At 74.7% G+C, this 14,991-nt stretch carries 16 protein-coding genes, 1 pseudogene and 1 riboswitch; of the genes and pseudogenes, 13 read left to right on the top strand and 4 right to left on the bottom strand.

Going from position 1 to position 14,991, the window contains the following annotated elements; genetic code table 11:
- Positions 1 to 3: 3 nt before the first annotated feature.
- From BLS67_RS03835 to BLS67_RS03870, 8 genes are all read left to right on the top strand, one after another.
- Positions 4 to 1,641, top strand: coding sequence for a methyl-accepting chemotaxis protein (locus BLS67_RS03835; protein ID WP_091240015.1), 1,638 nt, complete (start codon positions 4 to 6; stop codon positions 1,639 to 1,641).
- A gap of 9 nt (positions 1,642 to 1,650) precedes the next feature.
- Positions 1,651 to 2,559 carry a hypothetical protein gene (locus BLS67_RS03840; RefSeq protein WP_207500244.1) on the top strand — a complete coding sequence of 303 codons (909 nt, stop codon included), beginning with the start codon at positions 1,651 to 1,653 and terminating at the stop codon, positions 2,557 to 2,559.
- 86 nt (positions 2,560 to 2,645) lie between these two features.
- The gene (locus BLS67_RS03845) at positions 2,646 to 3,737 is read left to right on the top strand and encodes a protein-glutamate methylesterase/protein-glutamine glutaminase (protein WP_091240019.1); all 1,092 of its coding nucleotides are present in this window, start codon (positions 2,646 to 2,648) and stop codon (positions 3,735 to 3,737) included.
- The gene (locus tag BLS67_RS03850; RefSeq protein WP_091240021.1) at positions 3,734 to 4,564 is read left to right on the top strand and encodes a CheR family methyltransferase; all 831 of its coding nucleotides are present in this window, start codon (positions 3,734 to 3,736) and stop codon (positions 4,562 to 4,564) included. Before BLS67_RS03845 ends, BLS67_RS03850 begins: the two co-directional genes overlap by 4 nt.
- 1 nt (position 4,565) lies before the next feature.
- The gene (locus tag BLS67_RS03855; protein WP_091240023.1) at positions 4,566 to 4,949 is read left to right on the top strand and encodes a response regulator; all 384 of its coding nucleotides are present in this window, start codon (positions 4,566 to 4,568) and stop codon (positions 4,947 to 4,949) included.
- The gene (locus BLS67_RS03860; RefSeq protein ID WP_091240026.1) at positions 4,946 to 5,434 is read left to right on the top strand and encodes a chemotaxis protein CheX; all 489 of its coding nucleotides are present in this window, start codon (positions 4,946 to 4,948) and stop codon (positions 5,432 to 5,434) included. The genes BLS67_RS03855 and BLS67_RS03860 overlap by 4 nt, the downstream gene beginning before the upstream one ends.
- Positions 5,431 to 5,793, top strand: coding sequence for a response regulator (locus BLS67_RS03865; protein ID WP_091240029.1), 363 nt, complete (start codon positions 5,431 to 5,433; stop codon positions 5,791 to 5,793). The genes BLS67_RS03860 and BLS67_RS03865 overlap by 4 nt, the downstream gene beginning before the upstream one ends.
- A complete protein-coding gene (locus BLS67_RS03870) occupies positions 5,790 to 6,278 on the top strand; it encodes a hypothetical protein (RefSeq protein ID WP_091240032.1) in 489 nt (162 codons plus the stop codon). The genes BLS67_RS03865 and BLS67_RS03870 overlap by 4 nt, the downstream gene beginning before the upstream one ends.
- Here the strand turns inward: BLS67_RS03870 and metX are convergent.
- From metX to BLS67_RS03890, 4 genes and pseudogenes are all read right to left on the bottom strand, one after another.
- Positions 6,265 to 7,389 carry a homoserine O-acetyltransferase MetX gene (gene metX, locus BLS67_RS03875; protein WP_091240035.1) on the bottom strand — a complete coding sequence of 375 codons (1,125 nt, stop codon included), beginning with the start codon at positions 7,387 to 7,389 and terminating at the stop codon, positions 6,265 to 6,267. The two genes, BLS67_RS03870 and metX, sit on opposite strands and share 14 nt — an antisense overlap.
- A 1-nt stretch (position 7,390) precedes the next feature.
- Positions 7,391 to 8,680: pseudogene (locus tag BLS67_RS03880) on the bottom strand (bifunctional o-acetylhomoserine/o-acetylserine sulfhydrylase); the annotation flags it as partial.
- 42 nt (positions 8,681 to 8,722) lie between these two features.
- A riboswitch (SAM riboswitch) is annotated at positions 8,723 to 8,839 on the bottom strand.
- Between the two features lie 22 nt (positions 8,840 to 8,861).
- Complete coding sequence (locus BLS67_RS03885) at positions 8,862 to 9,329, bottom strand: DUF6630 family protein (protein ID WP_131801669.1); 468 nt, start codon at positions 9,327 to 9,329, stop codon at positions 8,862 to 8,864.
- Complete coding sequence (locus BLS67_RS03890) at positions 9,326 to 11,110, bottom strand: ABC transporter ATP-binding protein (protein ID WP_091240046.1); 1,785 nt, start codon at positions 11,108 to 11,110, stop codon at positions 9,326 to 9,328. The genes BLS67_RS03885 and BLS67_RS03890 overlap by 4 nt, the downstream gene beginning before the upstream one ends.
- 84 nt (positions 11,111 to 11,194) lie before the next feature.
- Between BLS67_RS03890 and BLS67_RS03895 the strand changes: the two genes are divergently transcribed.
- From BLS67_RS03895 to BLS67_RS03915, 5 genes are all read left to right on the top strand, one after another.
- Positions 11,195 to 11,614 (top strand): MarR family winged helix-turn-helix transcriptional regulator, encoded by a 420-nt coding sequence (locus BLS67_RS03895; protein ID WP_091240049.1) that lies wholly within the window; start codon positions 11,195 to 11,197, stop codon positions 11,612 to 11,614.
- Positions 11,615 to 11,654: 40 nt separating this feature from the next.
- The gene (gene tatA, locus BLS67_RS03900; RefSeq protein ID WP_091240053.1) at positions 11,655 to 11,948 is read left to right on the top strand and encodes a Sec-independent protein translocase subunit TatA; all 294 of its coding nucleotides are present in this window, start codon (positions 11,655 to 11,657) and stop codon (positions 11,946 to 11,948) included.
- 12 nt (positions 11,949 to 11,960) lie between these two features.
- Positions 11,961 to 12,977 (top strand): zinc-binding dehydrogenase, encoded by a 1,017-nt coding sequence (locus tag BLS67_RS03905; RefSeq protein WP_091240057.1) that lies wholly within the window; start codon positions 11,961 to 11,963, stop codon positions 12,975 to 12,977.
- An 88-nt stretch (positions 12,978 to 13,065) separates the two neighbouring features.
- Positions 13,066 to 13,569 carry a SigE family RNA polymerase sigma factor gene (locus BLS67_RS03910; RefSeq protein WP_091240060.1) on the top strand — a complete coding sequence of 168 codons (504 nt, stop codon included), beginning with the start codon at positions 13,066 to 13,068 and terminating at the stop codon, positions 13,567 to 13,569.
- Positions 13,566 to 14,987, top strand: coding sequence for a hypothetical protein (locus BLS67_RS03915; protein WP_091240064.1), 1,422 nt, complete (start codon positions 13,566 to 13,568; stop codon positions 14,985 to 14,987). The genes BLS67_RS03910 and BLS67_RS03915 overlap by 4 nt, the downstream gene beginning before the upstream one ends.
- The last annotated feature ends 4 nt before the right edge of the window (positions 14,988 to 14,991 follow it).

Genomic DNA, 14,991 nt, shown 5'->3' on the forward strand with positions numbered 1-14,991 from the left:
CCCATGACCACCACCGACACGGCCGCGGCCACCCGCGGGCGCCGTTTCGGCATCCGCCCGCAGGTGATCGCCGTCGGTGCGGCCGGCATCGTCGCGGCCGCCGCCGTCGGCGCGGTCGGCATCGCCGGGCTCGGCACCGCCCGTCACCACCTCGACTCGGTGCTCGAGATGCAGGGGGCGTTGACCGTCGCGCAGCGGATCCAGACCGCCGACGCCGACATCAGCGGCTGGCAGGTCGCCTATGCGTGGGACGCCCGGCGGGTCAGCCCCCTGGTGGCCATCGACCCCACCAGCGCCAACCGCAAGGGGTTCCTGGACTCGGAGCGGTCCCTCGAGGCGACGCTGGACAGCATGCCCGTCGACGCCCTGTCCAGCTCCGAGCGCGCGACCTACGCCCAGATCAACGACCAGTGGGACGCCTACTTCGACGCCGACGACCAAGCTGTGCTGGCCTACTCGAAGAACACCCCCGCCACCACGGACGCCGGGGACGCGATCGTCCTGGGCCAGGGGTACGACATCTACTACCAGCTGCTGCAGCTGACCGAGGACCTGCACGACTCGCTGTCCGACCGGGTGGACGCCGAGACCGCTGCCGCCCAGTCCGCGCAGACCCGGTCGACCTGGCTGGTCGCCGGGGCCCTCGGTCTCGGGCTCGTCCTCGTCCTCGCGCTGGCGGTGTGGCTGTCCGGGCGGATGGTCTCGGGCCTGCGGCGGCTCCGGGACTCGGCCACCGCGCTCGCGGCCGGCGACCTCACCCGCAGCACCGGGGTGCGCCGGGCCGACGAGGTCGGCGACACCGCCGTGGCCCTCGACGAGGCACTGGGCAACCTGCGCTCGCTGATGTCCTCGGTGGTCGGGTCGGCCGATGCGGTGGCTGCCTCGAGCGAGGAGCTGTCGGCGTCGGCCGCGCAGATCTCGGCGTCGGCGGAGCAGACCAGCGTGCAGTCCGGTGCGGTGTCCGGAGCAGCCGAGGAGGTGTCGCGCAGCGTGGCCACGGTGGCCGCGGGTGCGGAGCAGATGAGCGCCTCGATTCGGGAGATCGCGCAGAACGCCAACGAGGCCGCCCGGGTCGCCGCGGAGGCCGTGAGCGAGGCCGAGGCCACCAACGCCACCATCACCAAGCTGGGGGTCTCCTCCAAGGAGATCGGTGACGTGATCAAGGTGATCACGAGCATCGCCGAGCAGACCAACCTGCTCGCGCTCAACGCCACCATCGAGGCCGCCCGCGCCGGTGAGGCGGGCAAGGGCTTCGCCGTGGTGGCCAACGAGGTCAAGGAGCTCGCGCAGGAGACCGCCCGGGCCACGGAGGACATCGCCCGCCGCGTGGAGGCCATCCAGGCCGACACCGGGGGCGCCGTGGCCGCCATCGGCCGGATCGGCACCGTCATCGGCCAGATCAACGACTACCAGCTGACCATCGCCACCGCGGTCGAGGAGCAGACGGCGACGACGAACGAGATGTCCCGGTCGGTGGCCGAGGCCGCGGGCGGGACGACGGAGATCGCCGCCACGATCACCGGGGTGTCCGGCGCGGCGGGCTCGACGACGCAGGCGCTGGGGCAGACCCGGGTCGCCGTCGACGAGCTGGCCCGCATGGCCGGCGACCTGCACACCACCGTCCGCGGCTTCACCTTCTAGGCCCCGGACATGCCCTACACGCTGGTCAGCGCCGCCACGCTCGGCTTCGACCTGGTCCGCCTTTCCGGCGGCCCGGACGTCGCGGCGGTCCTGCTGGCGGGTCTGGGCGCCGGCCCCGAGCACCTGCAGGGCTGGGCGGCCCAGCACCCGGTGGCCACGGGTACCGCGTCGCAGCGCACCCGCTGGGCCGAGCGGTCGACCCGGATCCGGGAGCTGGCCACGGCCGGGGTCCCGGGGCTGCGGTCGCTCGATGCCCCGCCGCAGGACCGGACCGCGGCTCTGGTCGCCCTGCTCGAGCAGGGCACCATCGGGGACGCGGCAGCGCTGGAGCGGGTGCTCCGGGACGACGTGCTGGGTGCGGGGTCGACCTCGGCCGTGGCCGTCGGTCCCGACGTGCGGGACCTGGCTGCCGAGGTGCTGTCCGACGCGGCGATCGCCGCCTGGGGCGGGCCCGCGGTGCCGGAGGAGGACCGGCGCGCGGCCCGGCGGGCGGTCGACCACGTCCGCCCGGTACCGCTCCCCGACCTCGGCCCGAGCGCCGAGGCCCTCCACGCGGCGCTGGACCGGGTCGCCGGCTTCGACGAGCTGGCCCGTGGCCGGTGGCGGGTCGCCGTCGACGAGGTGCGCGAGGGCCGGCGGGACTGGGCGGCCGCCATGCACGGGGCCGCCTGGGCCGCCCACGTGTCCGGGCGGACCCGCGCCCTGGCGGCGGCCCAGCTGATGGCGGTGCGGGCCTTCCGGGAGTCCGGCTTCACCGCCGGCGACGGGGCGCGCGGGCTGTGGAACGCGGTGGCGGGCTGCGTCCAGGCGGTGGCCATGAACGACCTGCTCGACGGCGCGTCGCTGGACCAGCTGCTGCTGCCGTGGCTGCTCGCCGAGGGGGACCACCCCACGGGGGTGCACCGCGTCCCCGGGTGACCGACCCGGCTCAAGTACCACGCCCCCGTGCCGACACTCCTACCACTGGCTGCCCCCGGGCCGGCCCCAGCAGAGAGCAGGATGCCGTGCCCCCGATCCGGGTGATGGTGGTCGACGACTCGATCGTCGTCCGCAAGATCGTCACCGACGTGCTCAGCGAGGACCCGGCCATCGAGGTCGTGGGCACCGCGGTCAACGGCAAGGTGGCGTTGGCCAAGATCGACCAGCTGCGGCCGGACCTGATCACGATGGACATCGAGATGCCCGAGCTCAACGGCATCCAGACCGTCGCGGCCATCCGGGCCACCGGTCGGCGCACCCCGATCATCATGTTCTCCACGCTCACCGAGCGGGGCGCGACCGCCACGCTGGACGCGCTGGCCGCGGGTGCCGACGACTACGTGACGAAGCCGGCCAACGTCGGCAGCATCATGCAGTCCAAGGAGAGCGTCCGCGAGCAGCTCATCCCGCGGATCAAGGTCCTCACCGGCCGCCCGCTCGGCCCGGCCCTCGCCCCGGCCGCCCCCCGCGCGGCCGTCGTCCCCCCGCCCGCGGCGCGCCGCGGTGTGCGGAAGGCCCCCGCCGTCCTGGTGATCGGGTCCTCGACCGGTGGACCCGACGCCCTCACCAAGGTCATCCCGCGGCTGCCGCGGGACTTCCCGCTCCCCGTGCTCGTCGTCCAGCACATGCCGCCGGTGTTCACCAAGCAGTTCGCCGGCCGGCTGGACCGGTTGAGCGCGCTGACCGTCGTCGAGGCGACCGCAGGCGTGCCGATCGGCCCCGGGACGGTGCACATCGCCCCCGGCGACTTCCACCTCACCGTGGCACCCGGCGCCGGCGTCCGGCGCACCGCCCTGGACCAGGCCGCCCCGGAGAACTTCTGCCGGCCGGCCGTCGACGTCCTCTTCCGGTCCGCCGCGGCCGCCTACGACGGCGCCGTGCTGGCCGTCGTCCTCACCGGCATGGGGTCGGACGGGAAGCTGGGCACCGGTCGCATCCGCGAGGCCGGCGGCACCGTCGTCGCCCAGGACCAGGCCACGTCCGTCGTCTGGGGCATGCCCGGCGCGGTGACGCAGGCCGGCCACGCCGACGAGGTCGTCCCGCTGGACCGCGTCACCGACACCATCCTCCGACTCGCCGGCACCCGACCCTCGACCCTGGTTGGAGCTCGTCCATGACCACCGCCCTCGCCACCCCCGGCTTCGACTGGGTCTGCCAGCTGGTGCGACGGGAGTCCGCGATCGTGCTGGCCCCCGGCAAGGAGTACCTGGTCGAGGCCCGGCTCATGCCGCTGGCCCGGCAGATGGGGCTCGCCGGCGTCGCCGAGCTCGTCGACCGGGTGCGCTCGCGCCCCGACCCGGCGACCAACCGCCGCATCGTCGAGGCGCTGACCACGAACGAGACCTCCTGGTTCCGGGACGGCGACCCGTTCACCACGCTGACCAGCACCGTCGTCCCGGCCCTGCAGGCCGCCCGTCGGCCGAACGAGCAGATCAACATCTGGTCCGCGGCCTGCTCGAGCGGGCAGGAGGCGTACACGATCGGCATGCTGCTGGCCGACGCGCTGCCCGGCGCCGCCGGCCGGGTCAGGATCACCGCGACCGACCTGTCCCGCGACATGGTGGCCCGCACCCGGGCCGGCCGGTTCAGCCAGCTCGAGGTCAACCGGGGCCTGCCGGCCCCCATGCTGGTCCGGCACTTCACCCGGGTCGGCACGGAGTGGGAGATCGCCCCCGCACTGCGCCAGATGGTCACCGCCAGCGAGCTGAACCTGGCGGGCCCGTTCCCCCGCCTGGGCCCGTTCGACGTGGTCTACCTGCGCAACGTGCTCATCTACTTCGACCCGCCGACCAAGCGCGAGGTGCTGCGCAAGGTCCGGCAGGTCATGCGACCGGACGGCTGGCTCTTCCTGGGGGCAGCCGAGACGACCTTGGGTGTCGACGACACCTGGGAGCGGGTCCCCTGCGGCCGCGGCTCCGCCTACCGACCGACGAAGGGGAACTGACATGCGAGCGCTGGTGATCGACGACTCCCGCGCCATGCGCCGGATCGTCGCGTCGATCCTGGAGGGCTTCGGGTACGAGACCCGTCCCGCCGGGCACGGCCGGGAGGCCCTGGACGTGCTCGAGGAGGGCTGGGTCCCCGACCTGGCCTGCATCGACTGGAACATGCCGGTGATGGACGGGCTGCAGTTCGTCTCCGCCGTCCGGGCCAACCCGGCCTGGCGGTCGGTGACGCTGATGATGGTCACCACCGAGAGCGAGCACGGCCAGATCGTCAAGGCGCTGGCCGCCGGCGCCCACGAGTACGTCATCAAGCCGTTCACCGCCGACGCCATCGGCGACAAGCTGGCCCTGCTCGGCCTGCTCCCCACCGGGGTCCCGGCGTGAGCGCCCCGATCACCCACCTGCTCGACGGCGAGACGGTCACCGCGGTCGCCGGCGAGGTGTGGAGCGCGCTGGTCGGCGAGGAGGAGTTCCTCGTCCCCGGCCACGACGGGCCCGTCGTCCTCGGGCCCAGCGCCTGGGTCACGGTCACCGGACCGTGGAACGGGCTGGTCGTGCTGACCTGCGACGAGGCCGGCACCGCCGACCTGACCCGGTCGGTGCTGCAGATGCGGGCCGACGAGGAGGTCACCGCCGAGGACGTCGACGACGTGCTCCGCGAGCTGGCCAACATCCTCGGCGGCAACGTGAAGTCCCTGCTCCCGGGTCCCTCGGCCCTGGGCCTGCCCGAGACCGGCGTCGCCCCGCTGCGCGCGGCCGACGTCGACACCTGTCGGGTGGCCGCCAGCTGGCGCGGCCACGACCTGGCCATCACCATCCAGGGCGCCACGGAGGCGCCCGTGTTCACCACCACGGAGGTCCCGCAGTGAAGATCCTGGTCACCGACGACAGCCGCGTGATGCGGCAGATCGTCGTCCGCACGCTCCGCCAGGCGGGGTACGACGACGTCGACATCGTCGAGGCGGAGGACGGCGTGGAGTGCCTGGCGAAGGTCGCCAGCGACGCGCCGGACCTGGTGCTCTCGGACTGGAACATGCCGAACATGACCGGCATCGAGTGCCTGCGCGCGCTGCGGGCGCAGGGCTCCTCGGTGCCGTTCGGGTTCGTCACCTCGGAGGGGTCGCCGGAGATGCGCGAGCAGGCCAGCCAGGCCGGCGCGCTGTTCCTCATCGCCAAGCCGTTCACCGCGGACACCTTCCGCGACGAACTGGACACGGTGCTGGCGTGAGCGCCCCGGTCAAGACCGGGCTGCCCACCAACAAGGCTGTCCTGGACCTGCTCCAGGGGCTCCTCGGCCGGGCCGTCACGGTGGCTCCCGGTGCGCCGGTCACCCCGACGCCGTCCCGGCCGACGGCCTTCGCGACCTACGTCGACCCCGGCTACGGGCTCAACGCGGTCGTCCTGATCGACCTGCCGCTCGCGGCCTGGTGCGCCGGGGCCCTGGCCCTGCTGCCCAAGGGCGGGTGCGAGGACGCGGTCGAGGAGGGCGAGCTGTCGGAGATGCAGGTCGAGGTGCTGCACGAGGTGGTCAACGTGGCCGCGTCGCTGTTCAACGCCGGCGGTGTCCTGCACTCGAAGCTGGACAAGCTCTACGCCCCCGGCGAGGCCGTGCCCGCCGACCTGGCGGTGCTGACCGGTTCGACCAACCGCCTGGACCTCGACGTGACCGTCGCGGGCTACGGCGGGGGATCGTTGTCGATCATCCTGAACTGAGCGACCGGCCCTGGTGCGGGAGCTCCAGCAGCTCCCGCACCAGGGCGCCCACGGCGTCCCGCTCCACCAGGAAGCCGTCGTGTCCGTACGGGCTGGGCACCACCCGCAGCGGGACACCGAGCGCGTCGGCCACCCGCTGCTGCTCCTCGATCCGGTACAGCCGGTCGGAGTCGATGCCGGCGACCAGGCACCGGGCGGTGACCCGGGCCAGCGCGGCCTCCACCCCACCGCGCCCCCGGCCGACGTCCCAGCTGTTCATGGCCTGGGTGAGCACCACGTAGCTGCCGGCGTCGAAGCGGCCGGCGAGCTTGGTGGCATGGTGCTCGAGGTAGCTGGCCACCGCGAAGCGCTGGTCGTCCTGGACGTCGTGGCCGAACCGGGTCTCCAGCTCGAACGCGCTGCGGTAGGTCAGGTGCGCGATGCGGCGGGCGATGCCGAGGCCGGCCACCGGGCCCGCGCCGGCGGCGTAGTCGCCGCCGGCCCAGCGCGGGTCGGACACGACGGCGGCCTGCTGGGTGGTCTGGGTGCCGATCTGGTCGGCGGTCGCCACCGCGCCCGACGCCAGGAAGAACAACCGCTCGACCCGGTCGGGGTGGGCGACGGCCCACTCCAGGGCGCGCATGCCGCCCATCGAACCGCCGATCACCGCCGACCAGCGCTCGATGCCCAGCGCGGCGGCCAGCCGGACCTCGACCTCGACCTGGTCGGCGATGGTGACCTCGGGGAACCGGGAGCCCCAGGGGCGGCCGTCGGGGGCCGCGGAGGAGGGCCCGGTCGTGCCCTGGCAGCCGCCGAGCACGTTGGCGCAGACCACGAAGGTGCCGTCCAACGGGGCACCCGGGCCGACCAGGCCGTCCCACCAGCCCGGGGTCGGCTGCCCCGGGCCGGTGGGGCCGACCACGTGGCTGTCGCCGGTGAGCGCGTGCTCGACCAGCACCGGGGGATCCCCGGGATCGCCCCACGTCTCGTACGCCACCCGGACACCGGGCAGCGATCCCCCGCGCTCGAGCTCCAGCGGGCCGACGTCGACGAACCGGCGATCGCCGGTGGGGTCGCCCTCGATCCACCCACCCGAGCGCGCGGGCACCCCCACCACCCGCGCGCTCGTCACCTCAGGCGCTCTTCGCCGCGCGGAAGCCGGCCTCGAGGTCGGCCAGGATGTCCTCGATGCCCTCCAGGCCGACCGCGAGGCGGACCAGGCCGGGGGTGACACCGGTGGTCAGCTGCTCCTCGGGGGTGAGCTGGGAGTGCGTGGTCGAGGCCGGGTGGATGACCAGGCTGCGGACGTCGCCGATGTTGGCCACGTGGCTGTGCAGCTCGAGGGCCTCCACGAACGCCTTGCCGGCCGCGACGCCGCCGACGATCTCGAACGCGAGGACGGCACCGGGACCCTTGGGGGAGTACTTCTTGGCGGCCTCGTGCCAGGGGGAGGACGGCAGACCGGCGTAGTGCACCGACTCGACCTCGTCGCGGGCCTCGAGCCACTCGGCCACCCGCTGGGCGTTGGCCACGTGCCGGTCCAGCCGCAGGCTCAGCGTCTCGATGCCCTGCACCACGAGGAAGGCGTTGAACGGCGAGATGGCCGGGCCGAGGTCGCGCAGCAGCTGCACCCGGGCCTTGAGCGCGTAGGCCGGCGCGCCCAGGTCGGCGTAGACCACGCCGTGGTAGGTCGGGTCGGCGGTGGTGAACATGGGGTGCTTGCCCCCGGTCCAGTCGAAGTTGCCGCTGTCGACGATGACGCCGGCCACGGCGGTGCCGTGCCCGCCCAGGTACTTGGTGGCCGAGTGCACGACGACGTCGGCGCCGAACTCGATGGGCCGGATCAGGTACGGGGTGGCGATGGTGTTGTCGACGATGAGCGGGACGCCGTTGCGGTGCGCGACCTCGCTGACCGCGGCGATGTCCAGGACGTCGCCCTTCGGGTTGCCGATGGTCTCGGCGTAGAAGGCGCGGGTGTTGTCCTGCACGAGGGACTGCCAGGCCTGCGGGTCGTCGGGGTCCTCGACGAAGGAGACCGTGATGCCCAGCTTGGGCAGCGAGTGGTGCAGCAGGTTGTAGGTGCCGCCGTACAGCGACGCCGAGGCCACCACGTGGTCGCCGGCCTCGGCCAGGTTGAGGATCGCGAGCGTCTCGGCGGCCTGGCCGCTGGCCACCGCGAGGGCCGCGACGCCGCCCTCGAGCGAGGCCACGCGCTGCTCGAGCGCGTCCTGCGTCGGGTTCATGATCCGGGTGTAGATGTTGCCCATCTCGGCCAGCGCGAACAGGTCCGCGGCGTGCTGGCTGTCGCGGAACTGGTAGCTGGTGGTCGCGTAGATCGGCAGCGCGCGGGCCCCGGTGGTGGGGTCGGGGCTGGCGCCGGCGTGGATCTGCCGGGTCTCGAAGCTCCAGGAATCGCTCATGTGCGCCGTCCTCCTCGTGTCGGGAGGGCCCGCGGCGCGCGGGCACTCCGTCGGTTGCCGGGCGGCGGGCGCCGTCCGACCGGCTCTTCCCCTGGGAGCACCGCAGACGGAGTAGCGGTTGCCGGGCAGCAAGCCAGGTGCTTGTCGCTGCCTCTCGTGAGCCACCGAGGATGGTACTGGGGCCTCACCCGAGGGCGGTGTCGTGCCCCAGTTCCTGCGCCAGCGCCGCGATCTCGGCCCGGTCGGCGGCGCGGACGACGACCAGCGGGTAGGCGTCGGACTCCTCGGCCAGGTGGACCAGGCACAGCCCGGCGGGGGCGAGGACGGCGTCGGCTGCCCGCACCGCGGTGGGGACGTCGCCGTCGGTGTCGGTGACCGGGCCGAGGTCCAGCCGGGCCCGCACCACCCGCGGCACCCGGGCCAGGGCGTCGGCCAGCTCCTCGCCCTGGTCGCCGTGGTCGAGGTAGGCCAGGGCGCCGACGTCGTCCAGGCCGTCCAGCAGCGCGGTCCAGGGGTCGGCCGGCGGGTCGTCGAGGGTGGCCTGCACGGACGGCCAGAGCTCGGGGTCGTCGTCCAGCAGGGCGCACAGCCGCTGCCAGCGGGCGAGGGTCTGGTCGTCGACGGCCACCCGGTCGACGCTAGCGCGGCTCACGCCGGGACGGCGACCGGCCCGGCGAGCGCGGCGTAGCGGCCGCCGGCGGCGACCAGCTCGTCGTGCGTGCCCTGCTCGACGACGCGGCCGTGGTCGAGCACCGCGATGGTGTCGGCGTCGCGGACGGTGGACAGCCGGTGGGCAATGGTGATCGTCGTCCGGCCGCGGGCGACCTCGTCGAGGGCCGCCTGCACCGCGCGCTCGGTCTCGTTGTCCAGCGCGCTGGTCGCCTCGTCCAGCACCAGCACCCGCGGGTCGCGCAGCAGCGTGCGGGCGATGGCCAGCCGTTGCTTCTCCCCGCCGGAGAACCGGTGGCCGCGGGCGCCGACGAGGGTGTCGTAGCCCTCGGGCAGCGAGGCGACGACGTCGTGCACCTGGGCCCGGTGAGCGGCGGACTCGATCTCGGCGTCGGTCGCGTCGGGCTTCGCGTAGCGCAGGTTCTCGCGGATGGTGGTGTGCAGCAGGTAGGTCTCCTGGCTGACCACGCCGACCACCCGGGCCAGCTCGGCCAGCGGCAGGTCGCGGACGTCGACCCCGTCGATGGTCACCCGCCCGGTCGTGACGTCGTTGAGCCGGCTGACCAGGGAGGCCAACGTCGACTTGCCCGAGCCGGTCTCGCCGACCAGGGCCAGCGTCGTCCCGGCGGGGACGGTGAGGTCGACGTCGCTGAGCGCCGGCCGGTCGCCGTAGGAGAACGAGACGCCCTCCAGCCGGACCTCGCCGCGGACCTCGGGCAGCGTCACGGGCCGGGCCGGGTCGTCGATGTCCACCGGCAGGTCGAGGTACTCGAACACCCGGCTGAACAGCGCCATCGAGGTGATCAGCTGGCCGCCGACGTCCAGCAGGCCCATCAGCGGGCGGAACAGGGCGCCCTGCAGGGCGGTGAAGGCCACCAGGGTGCCGATCGTCATCCCGCCCGACGTCGCGGGCAGGCCGGCGAACAGGTAGATCAGCGCCGGGATGCCGGCGAACACGATGCTCATCGAGGCCATCCGCCAGCGGCCGGCCAGCTGCGAGCGGACCTCGAGGGCGGCCAGCTCCTGCGACGTGGTGGCGAACCGGGCCGACTGGGCCGGGCCGGTGCCCAGGGTCTTGCCCAGCTGGACGCCGGAGATCGACAGGCCCTCCTCGACCTGGGTCTGCATGTCGGCCATGCGGCGCTGGCGCTCACCGGTGACCTCGCGGCGCAGCAGCGCGACCCTGCGGGTCAGCCAGATGGCCGGCGGGAGGACGACGAGCGAGAGCAGGGACAGCCGCCAGCTCAGCGCGGCCATGGCGACCGCGGTGCCGACGACGGTGGTGGCGTTGGAGGCCAGGCTCGTCGCGGTCGAGGTGACCACGGACTGCATGGAGCCGATGTCGTTGGTCAGCCGGGACTGCACCTCACCGCCGCGGGTGCGGGTGAAGAAGCCCAGCGACTGGCGCTGCAGGTGGGTGAAGACCGACGTGCGCAGGCCGTGCATCACCTTCTGCCCGACGGTGGTCGAGAGCCAGGTCTGGACGACGCCGAGCAGCGCGGTGGACGCCGCGACGGCGACCATGCCGGCGACGGCCCAGGCCAGCAGCCGGACGTCGGCGTGCGGCAGGGCGTCGTCGATGACGGTGCGGACCAGGAACGGGGTGGCCAGGGCGATCAGCGAGCTGAGCACGATCAGCGCCATGACGGTGCCCACCTGGAGCCGGTGGGGGCGGAAGAGCGCCAGCACGCGTCGGAAGGACACGGGGGAGCGCTCGAGCTGGGTCCTGTCGGCCGCGGCGGGCCGGGTCTCGGGGCGTGGCATGCACGTCCCCCTCTCTGTCGGCGGGTCGATGCTGAGGTTACCTCATGGTGAGGCAACCACGCCGCGTGCGTTAGCATTCCCGCCGTGCCGACCCCCGACGACGACCTGGGCGAGCTGATCGTCCGCGCGGCCCGCTCGCTGCGCGGCCGCTGGCGCGAGGTGCTCGAGCCGTGGGACCTGTCGCCGCACCAGGCCCGCGCGCTGATGGTGGTCGGGCGCTCCGGCGACGGCCTGCGGTTGTCCGGGCTGGCGGAGGCGCTGCGGATCGCCCCGCGCTCGGCCACCGAGGTCGTCGACGGTCTGGCCGCACGGGAGCTGGTCGAACGGGTGCCCGACCCGACCGATCGGCGAGCCGTGCTGGTGCGGGCCACCGACACAGGTGCCCGGGTGATGGCCGAGGTGGCGGCCGCCCGGGCCGCCGACGCCCGCGCCGCGCTCGCCCGCATCCCCGCCGACGAACGCGCCGAGCTGGCCCGGTTGCTCCGCCGCTTCGTCGACGGCTGATGTTCAGCAGACCCACAGGTGGCTGGTGCACCGTGGGGTCATGAACCTGGGTGCACCCGAGATCGGCCTGATCATCCTGGCCGTGTTCGTGCTGTTCGGCTACAAGAAGCTGCCCGACGCCTCCCGGTCGCTGGGCCGGTCGCTGCGGATCTTCAAGGGCGAGATGGGCGGCATGAAGGACGACGACGCCCGCGCCGCGGCGGCGACCCCCGCCCCGGGCGTCGCCCGCGACCTCGAGGCCGAGGCCGCCGAGGCCGAGGCGGCCGCGCTCGAGGCCCGCGCCCGGGCCGCGCGCGCCCGCGCCGACGCCCAGCAGCGCCAGCTCCCCGCCTGACATCCTCAGGGCGTGCGCGCCCTGGTGTTCGAGGAGTTCGGTGGTCCGCTGACCGTCCGCGAGGTCGCCGACCCGGCCCCGGCGCCGGACGGCGTGGTGGTCGAGGTGGGCGCCAGCGGGGTCTGCCGCAGCGACTGGCACGCCTGGTCCGGCCACGACGAGGACGTCGTCCTGCCGCACGTGCCGGGGCACGAGCTGGCCGGGGTGGTGGCCGCCGTCGGTGAGCGCGTGCGCGGCTGGTCGGTGGGCGACCGGGTGACGGCGCCCTTCGTGTGCGCCTGCGGCAGCTGCCCGCCGTGCCGCGAGGGCGCCGGGCAGGTCTGCCTGCGCCAGACGCAGCCGGGGTTCACCCACTGGGGCTCGTTCGCGCAGCTGGTCGCCCTGGACGCCGCCGACGTCAACCTGGTCGCGCTCCCCGACGACCTCCCGGTGGCGACCGCGGCCGCGCTGGGCTGCCGGTACGCGACCGCCTTCCGCGCGGTCACCGGGGTCGGCCGGGCCGCGCCGGGGGAGTGGGTGGTGGTGGTCGGCTGCGGCGGGGTCGGGCTGTCCGCCGTCCAGGTGGCCGTGGCGGTCGGCGCACGGGTGGTCGCCGTCGACCCCTCCCCGGGGGCGCGCGAGCTGGCGGCCTCGATGGGCGCCGAGCACGTGCTGGACTCGGCCAACGGCGTCGTCGACCTGACCGGGGGCGGGGCGCACGTCGCGCTGGACTGCCTGGGGTCACCGGCCACCTGCGAGGCCTCGATCCGCTCGCTGCGCCCGCGCGGCCGGCACGTGCAGGTGGGCCTGCTGCCACCCGCGCAGGGGCGCCCCGTGATCCCGATGGAGCTGGTGGTGGCCCGCGAGCTGGCCGTCCTGGGCAGCCACGGCATGGCGGCGACCGACTACCCGGCCATGCTGTCGATGATCGCCGCCGGCCGGCTGCGCCCGCAGGACCTGGTCACCCGTGAGATCGGGCTGGCCGACGCCGGCGCCGCGCTGGTGGACGTCGGCCGCACCCCCGGCGTCACGGTGATCACCTCGTTCTGAGGCGTGCGACCGGCTCGCCCCCGCCGCTGGCAACCTTCCGGGGCCGTCACCGCGTCTTCACTGCAGGGACGGCGGCGAGGGGGAACGGGTGGGGGACGAGCTGGACGCGGAGTTCGACGCGTTCGTCCGGCGGCGCTACGGCGGGCTGCTGCGCACCGCGCACCTGCTGACCGGGGACCGCGCGCTCGCCGAGGACCTGCTGCAGACCGCGCTGCTGGAGACCTACCGGCGGTGGGACCGGCTGGCCGACCGCGAGGACCCGGTGGGCTACGTCCGCCGGGTGCTGGTGACCACCCAGACCGGGTGGGCGCGGCGGTTCTCCTCCCGCGAGCAGGTGCTCGCCTTCCCGCCCGACTCGTGGCGCGAGGACGCCGGCCCGGCCGACCGGCTCGACCTGTGGGTCGCCCTCCGGCAGCTCCCACCCCGCATGCGGGCCGTGCTCGTCCTGCGGTTCTACGAGGACCTCTCCGAGGCGGCCACCGCCGAGGTCCTGCGCTGCTCGGTCGGCACGGTCAAGAGCCAGACCTCCCGGGGACTGGCCCGGCTGCGCACCCGTCTACCCGCCGACGACCTGCTGGAGGACAAGCGATGACGACCGAGGACGACGTCCGGACCGCCCTGCACCGCGCCGCCGACGACCTCGGCCACCCCGTGGTGCCGCACCGGGTGCTGGCCGCCGGGCTCCGCGAGACCGGTCGGCGCAGGCGTCGGCGGCGCATCGGGATCGCGGCCGCGGGGGTGGCGGTCGCGGTGGTGGTGACCGCGGTGCCCGTCGGCATCGCGGCCCTGCGCACCGACCCGCCCACGACGGCGACCCCCGTCGTCCCCGAGGTCGACGTGCTGGGCCTCGCGCCCCGCGGGTCGCTGGCCGGGGACCGGGCATTCCTCGACGCGCTGGTGCAGCAGCCCTGGGTCGTGCCGGGGACGACCCCGGAGGACGCCCCGGACGCGCCGGTCGCCACCCGGCGGGTGGCCTTCGCCGGGGACGTCCCGGGCGGGCGCTGGGCTCTGGTGGTGGGGGAGAACCCGACGCCGTCCACGCTGCCCGCCGAGCAGCAGACCGACCTGGGGGCCATGAGCGGCGTCGCCGGCGTCTGGTTCGTGGGTCCGGTCGGTGCCGCCGCGGACCAGCTGGCCCCCGTGACCTACCCGCGCGGTCTGCCGACCGACCAGGTGCAGTCGTTGTCCGACCCGGCCACGGGCACCGTCGTCGTCCTCGCCGCCCCCGGGGACGAGATCGCGCTGTCCGACCGGCCCGACATCGCCGCCGACGCGACGGTCACGCGCACGTGGACCGACGTCGGCGCCGCCGACGGGCTGGGCGTGGGCGCCCTGCCGGTCGGCGACGTGGGGGGCTACCGCACGGCCGGGCAGTACCGGGTCACCCGCGACGGCATCGTGGTGCAGCGGCAGTCGCCCGACCAGCTCGGCCGGCAGGACGACGCCGAGGTCCCGGTCATCCCGATCGACCACCCCCGCGGGTCGGTCCCCGGGGCCGACCTGATGGACCAGGTGCACGCCGCCGAGCTGCTCGGCACGACGGGGTTGTCGATCGCGGAGGTCGGGTTCCAGGTGGTGTGGTCCGGCGCGATCCCCGGGCCGGACGACGACCCCACCTACGCCACGGTCCTCGTCGCGACCCTGCCGTCGGGGGCGATGCTGGTCCAGGGGACCGACCTGCGTGACCTGGGTGACGGCGGATACGGGGGCGGGGTGGACGTCCTCCAGCTCTTCCCCGCCGGTGCGCCCACCGACCTGGTGGTCGCGATGCGGACGGCCGTGAGCGGGGACGGCGGGCGCGGCACGGTGACCTCGCTGGTCGTCGCCGTCCCCGACGGGGCGGTGCAGGTGACCGCGCTGGACGAGGACGGCGGGCGGCTGGGCACCTTCCCGGTGGCCGGCGGAGCCGCGGTGGCCCCGTTCCCCGACGGCACCACCGCGGTCGAGGTCGCCTTCGCCGACGGGTCCACCCGCACGGCGGCGCTCGGGTCGTACACCGGCGACCTCTGACCCG

It is taken from the genome of Klenkia soli, from assembly GCF_900103975.1.
Classification (GTDB): domain Bacteria; phylum Actinomycetota; class Actinomycetes; order Mycobacteriales; family Geodermatophilaceae; genus Klenkia; species Klenkia soli.

What these genes read in the sequence shown, in the direction of transcription:
- BLS67_RS03915 (WP_091240064.1), top strand. Translation starts at nt 13,566, where the DNA reads ATGACGACCGAGGACGACGTCCGGACCGCCCTGCACCGCGCCGCCGAC.
- BLS67_RS03850 (WP_091240021.1), top strand. Translation starts at nt 3,734, where the DNA reads ATGACCACCGCCCTCGCCACCCCCGGCTTCGACTGGGTCTGCCAGCTG.
- BLS67_RS03835 (WP_091240015.1), top strand. Translation starts at nt 4, where the DNA reads ATGACCACCACCGACACGGCCGCGGCCACCCGCGGGCGCCGTTTCGGC.
- BLS67_RS03890 (WP_091240046.1), bottom strand. Translation starts at nt 11,110, where the DNA reads ATGCCACGCCCCGAGACCCGGCCCGCCGCGGCCGACAGGACCCAGCTC.
- tatA (WP_091240053.1), top strand. Translation starts at nt 11,655, where the DNA reads ATGAACCTGGGTGCACCCGAGATCGGCCTGATCATCCTGGCCGTGTTC.
- BLS67_RS03840 (WP_207500244.1), top strand. Translation starts at nt 1,651, where the DNA reads ATGCCCTACACGCTGGTCAGCGCCGCCACGCTCGGCTTCGACCTGGTC.
- BLS67_RS03855 (WP_091240023.1), top strand. Translation starts at nt 4,566, where the DNA reads ATGCGAGCGCTGGTGATCGACGACTCCCGCGCCATGCGCCGGATCGTC.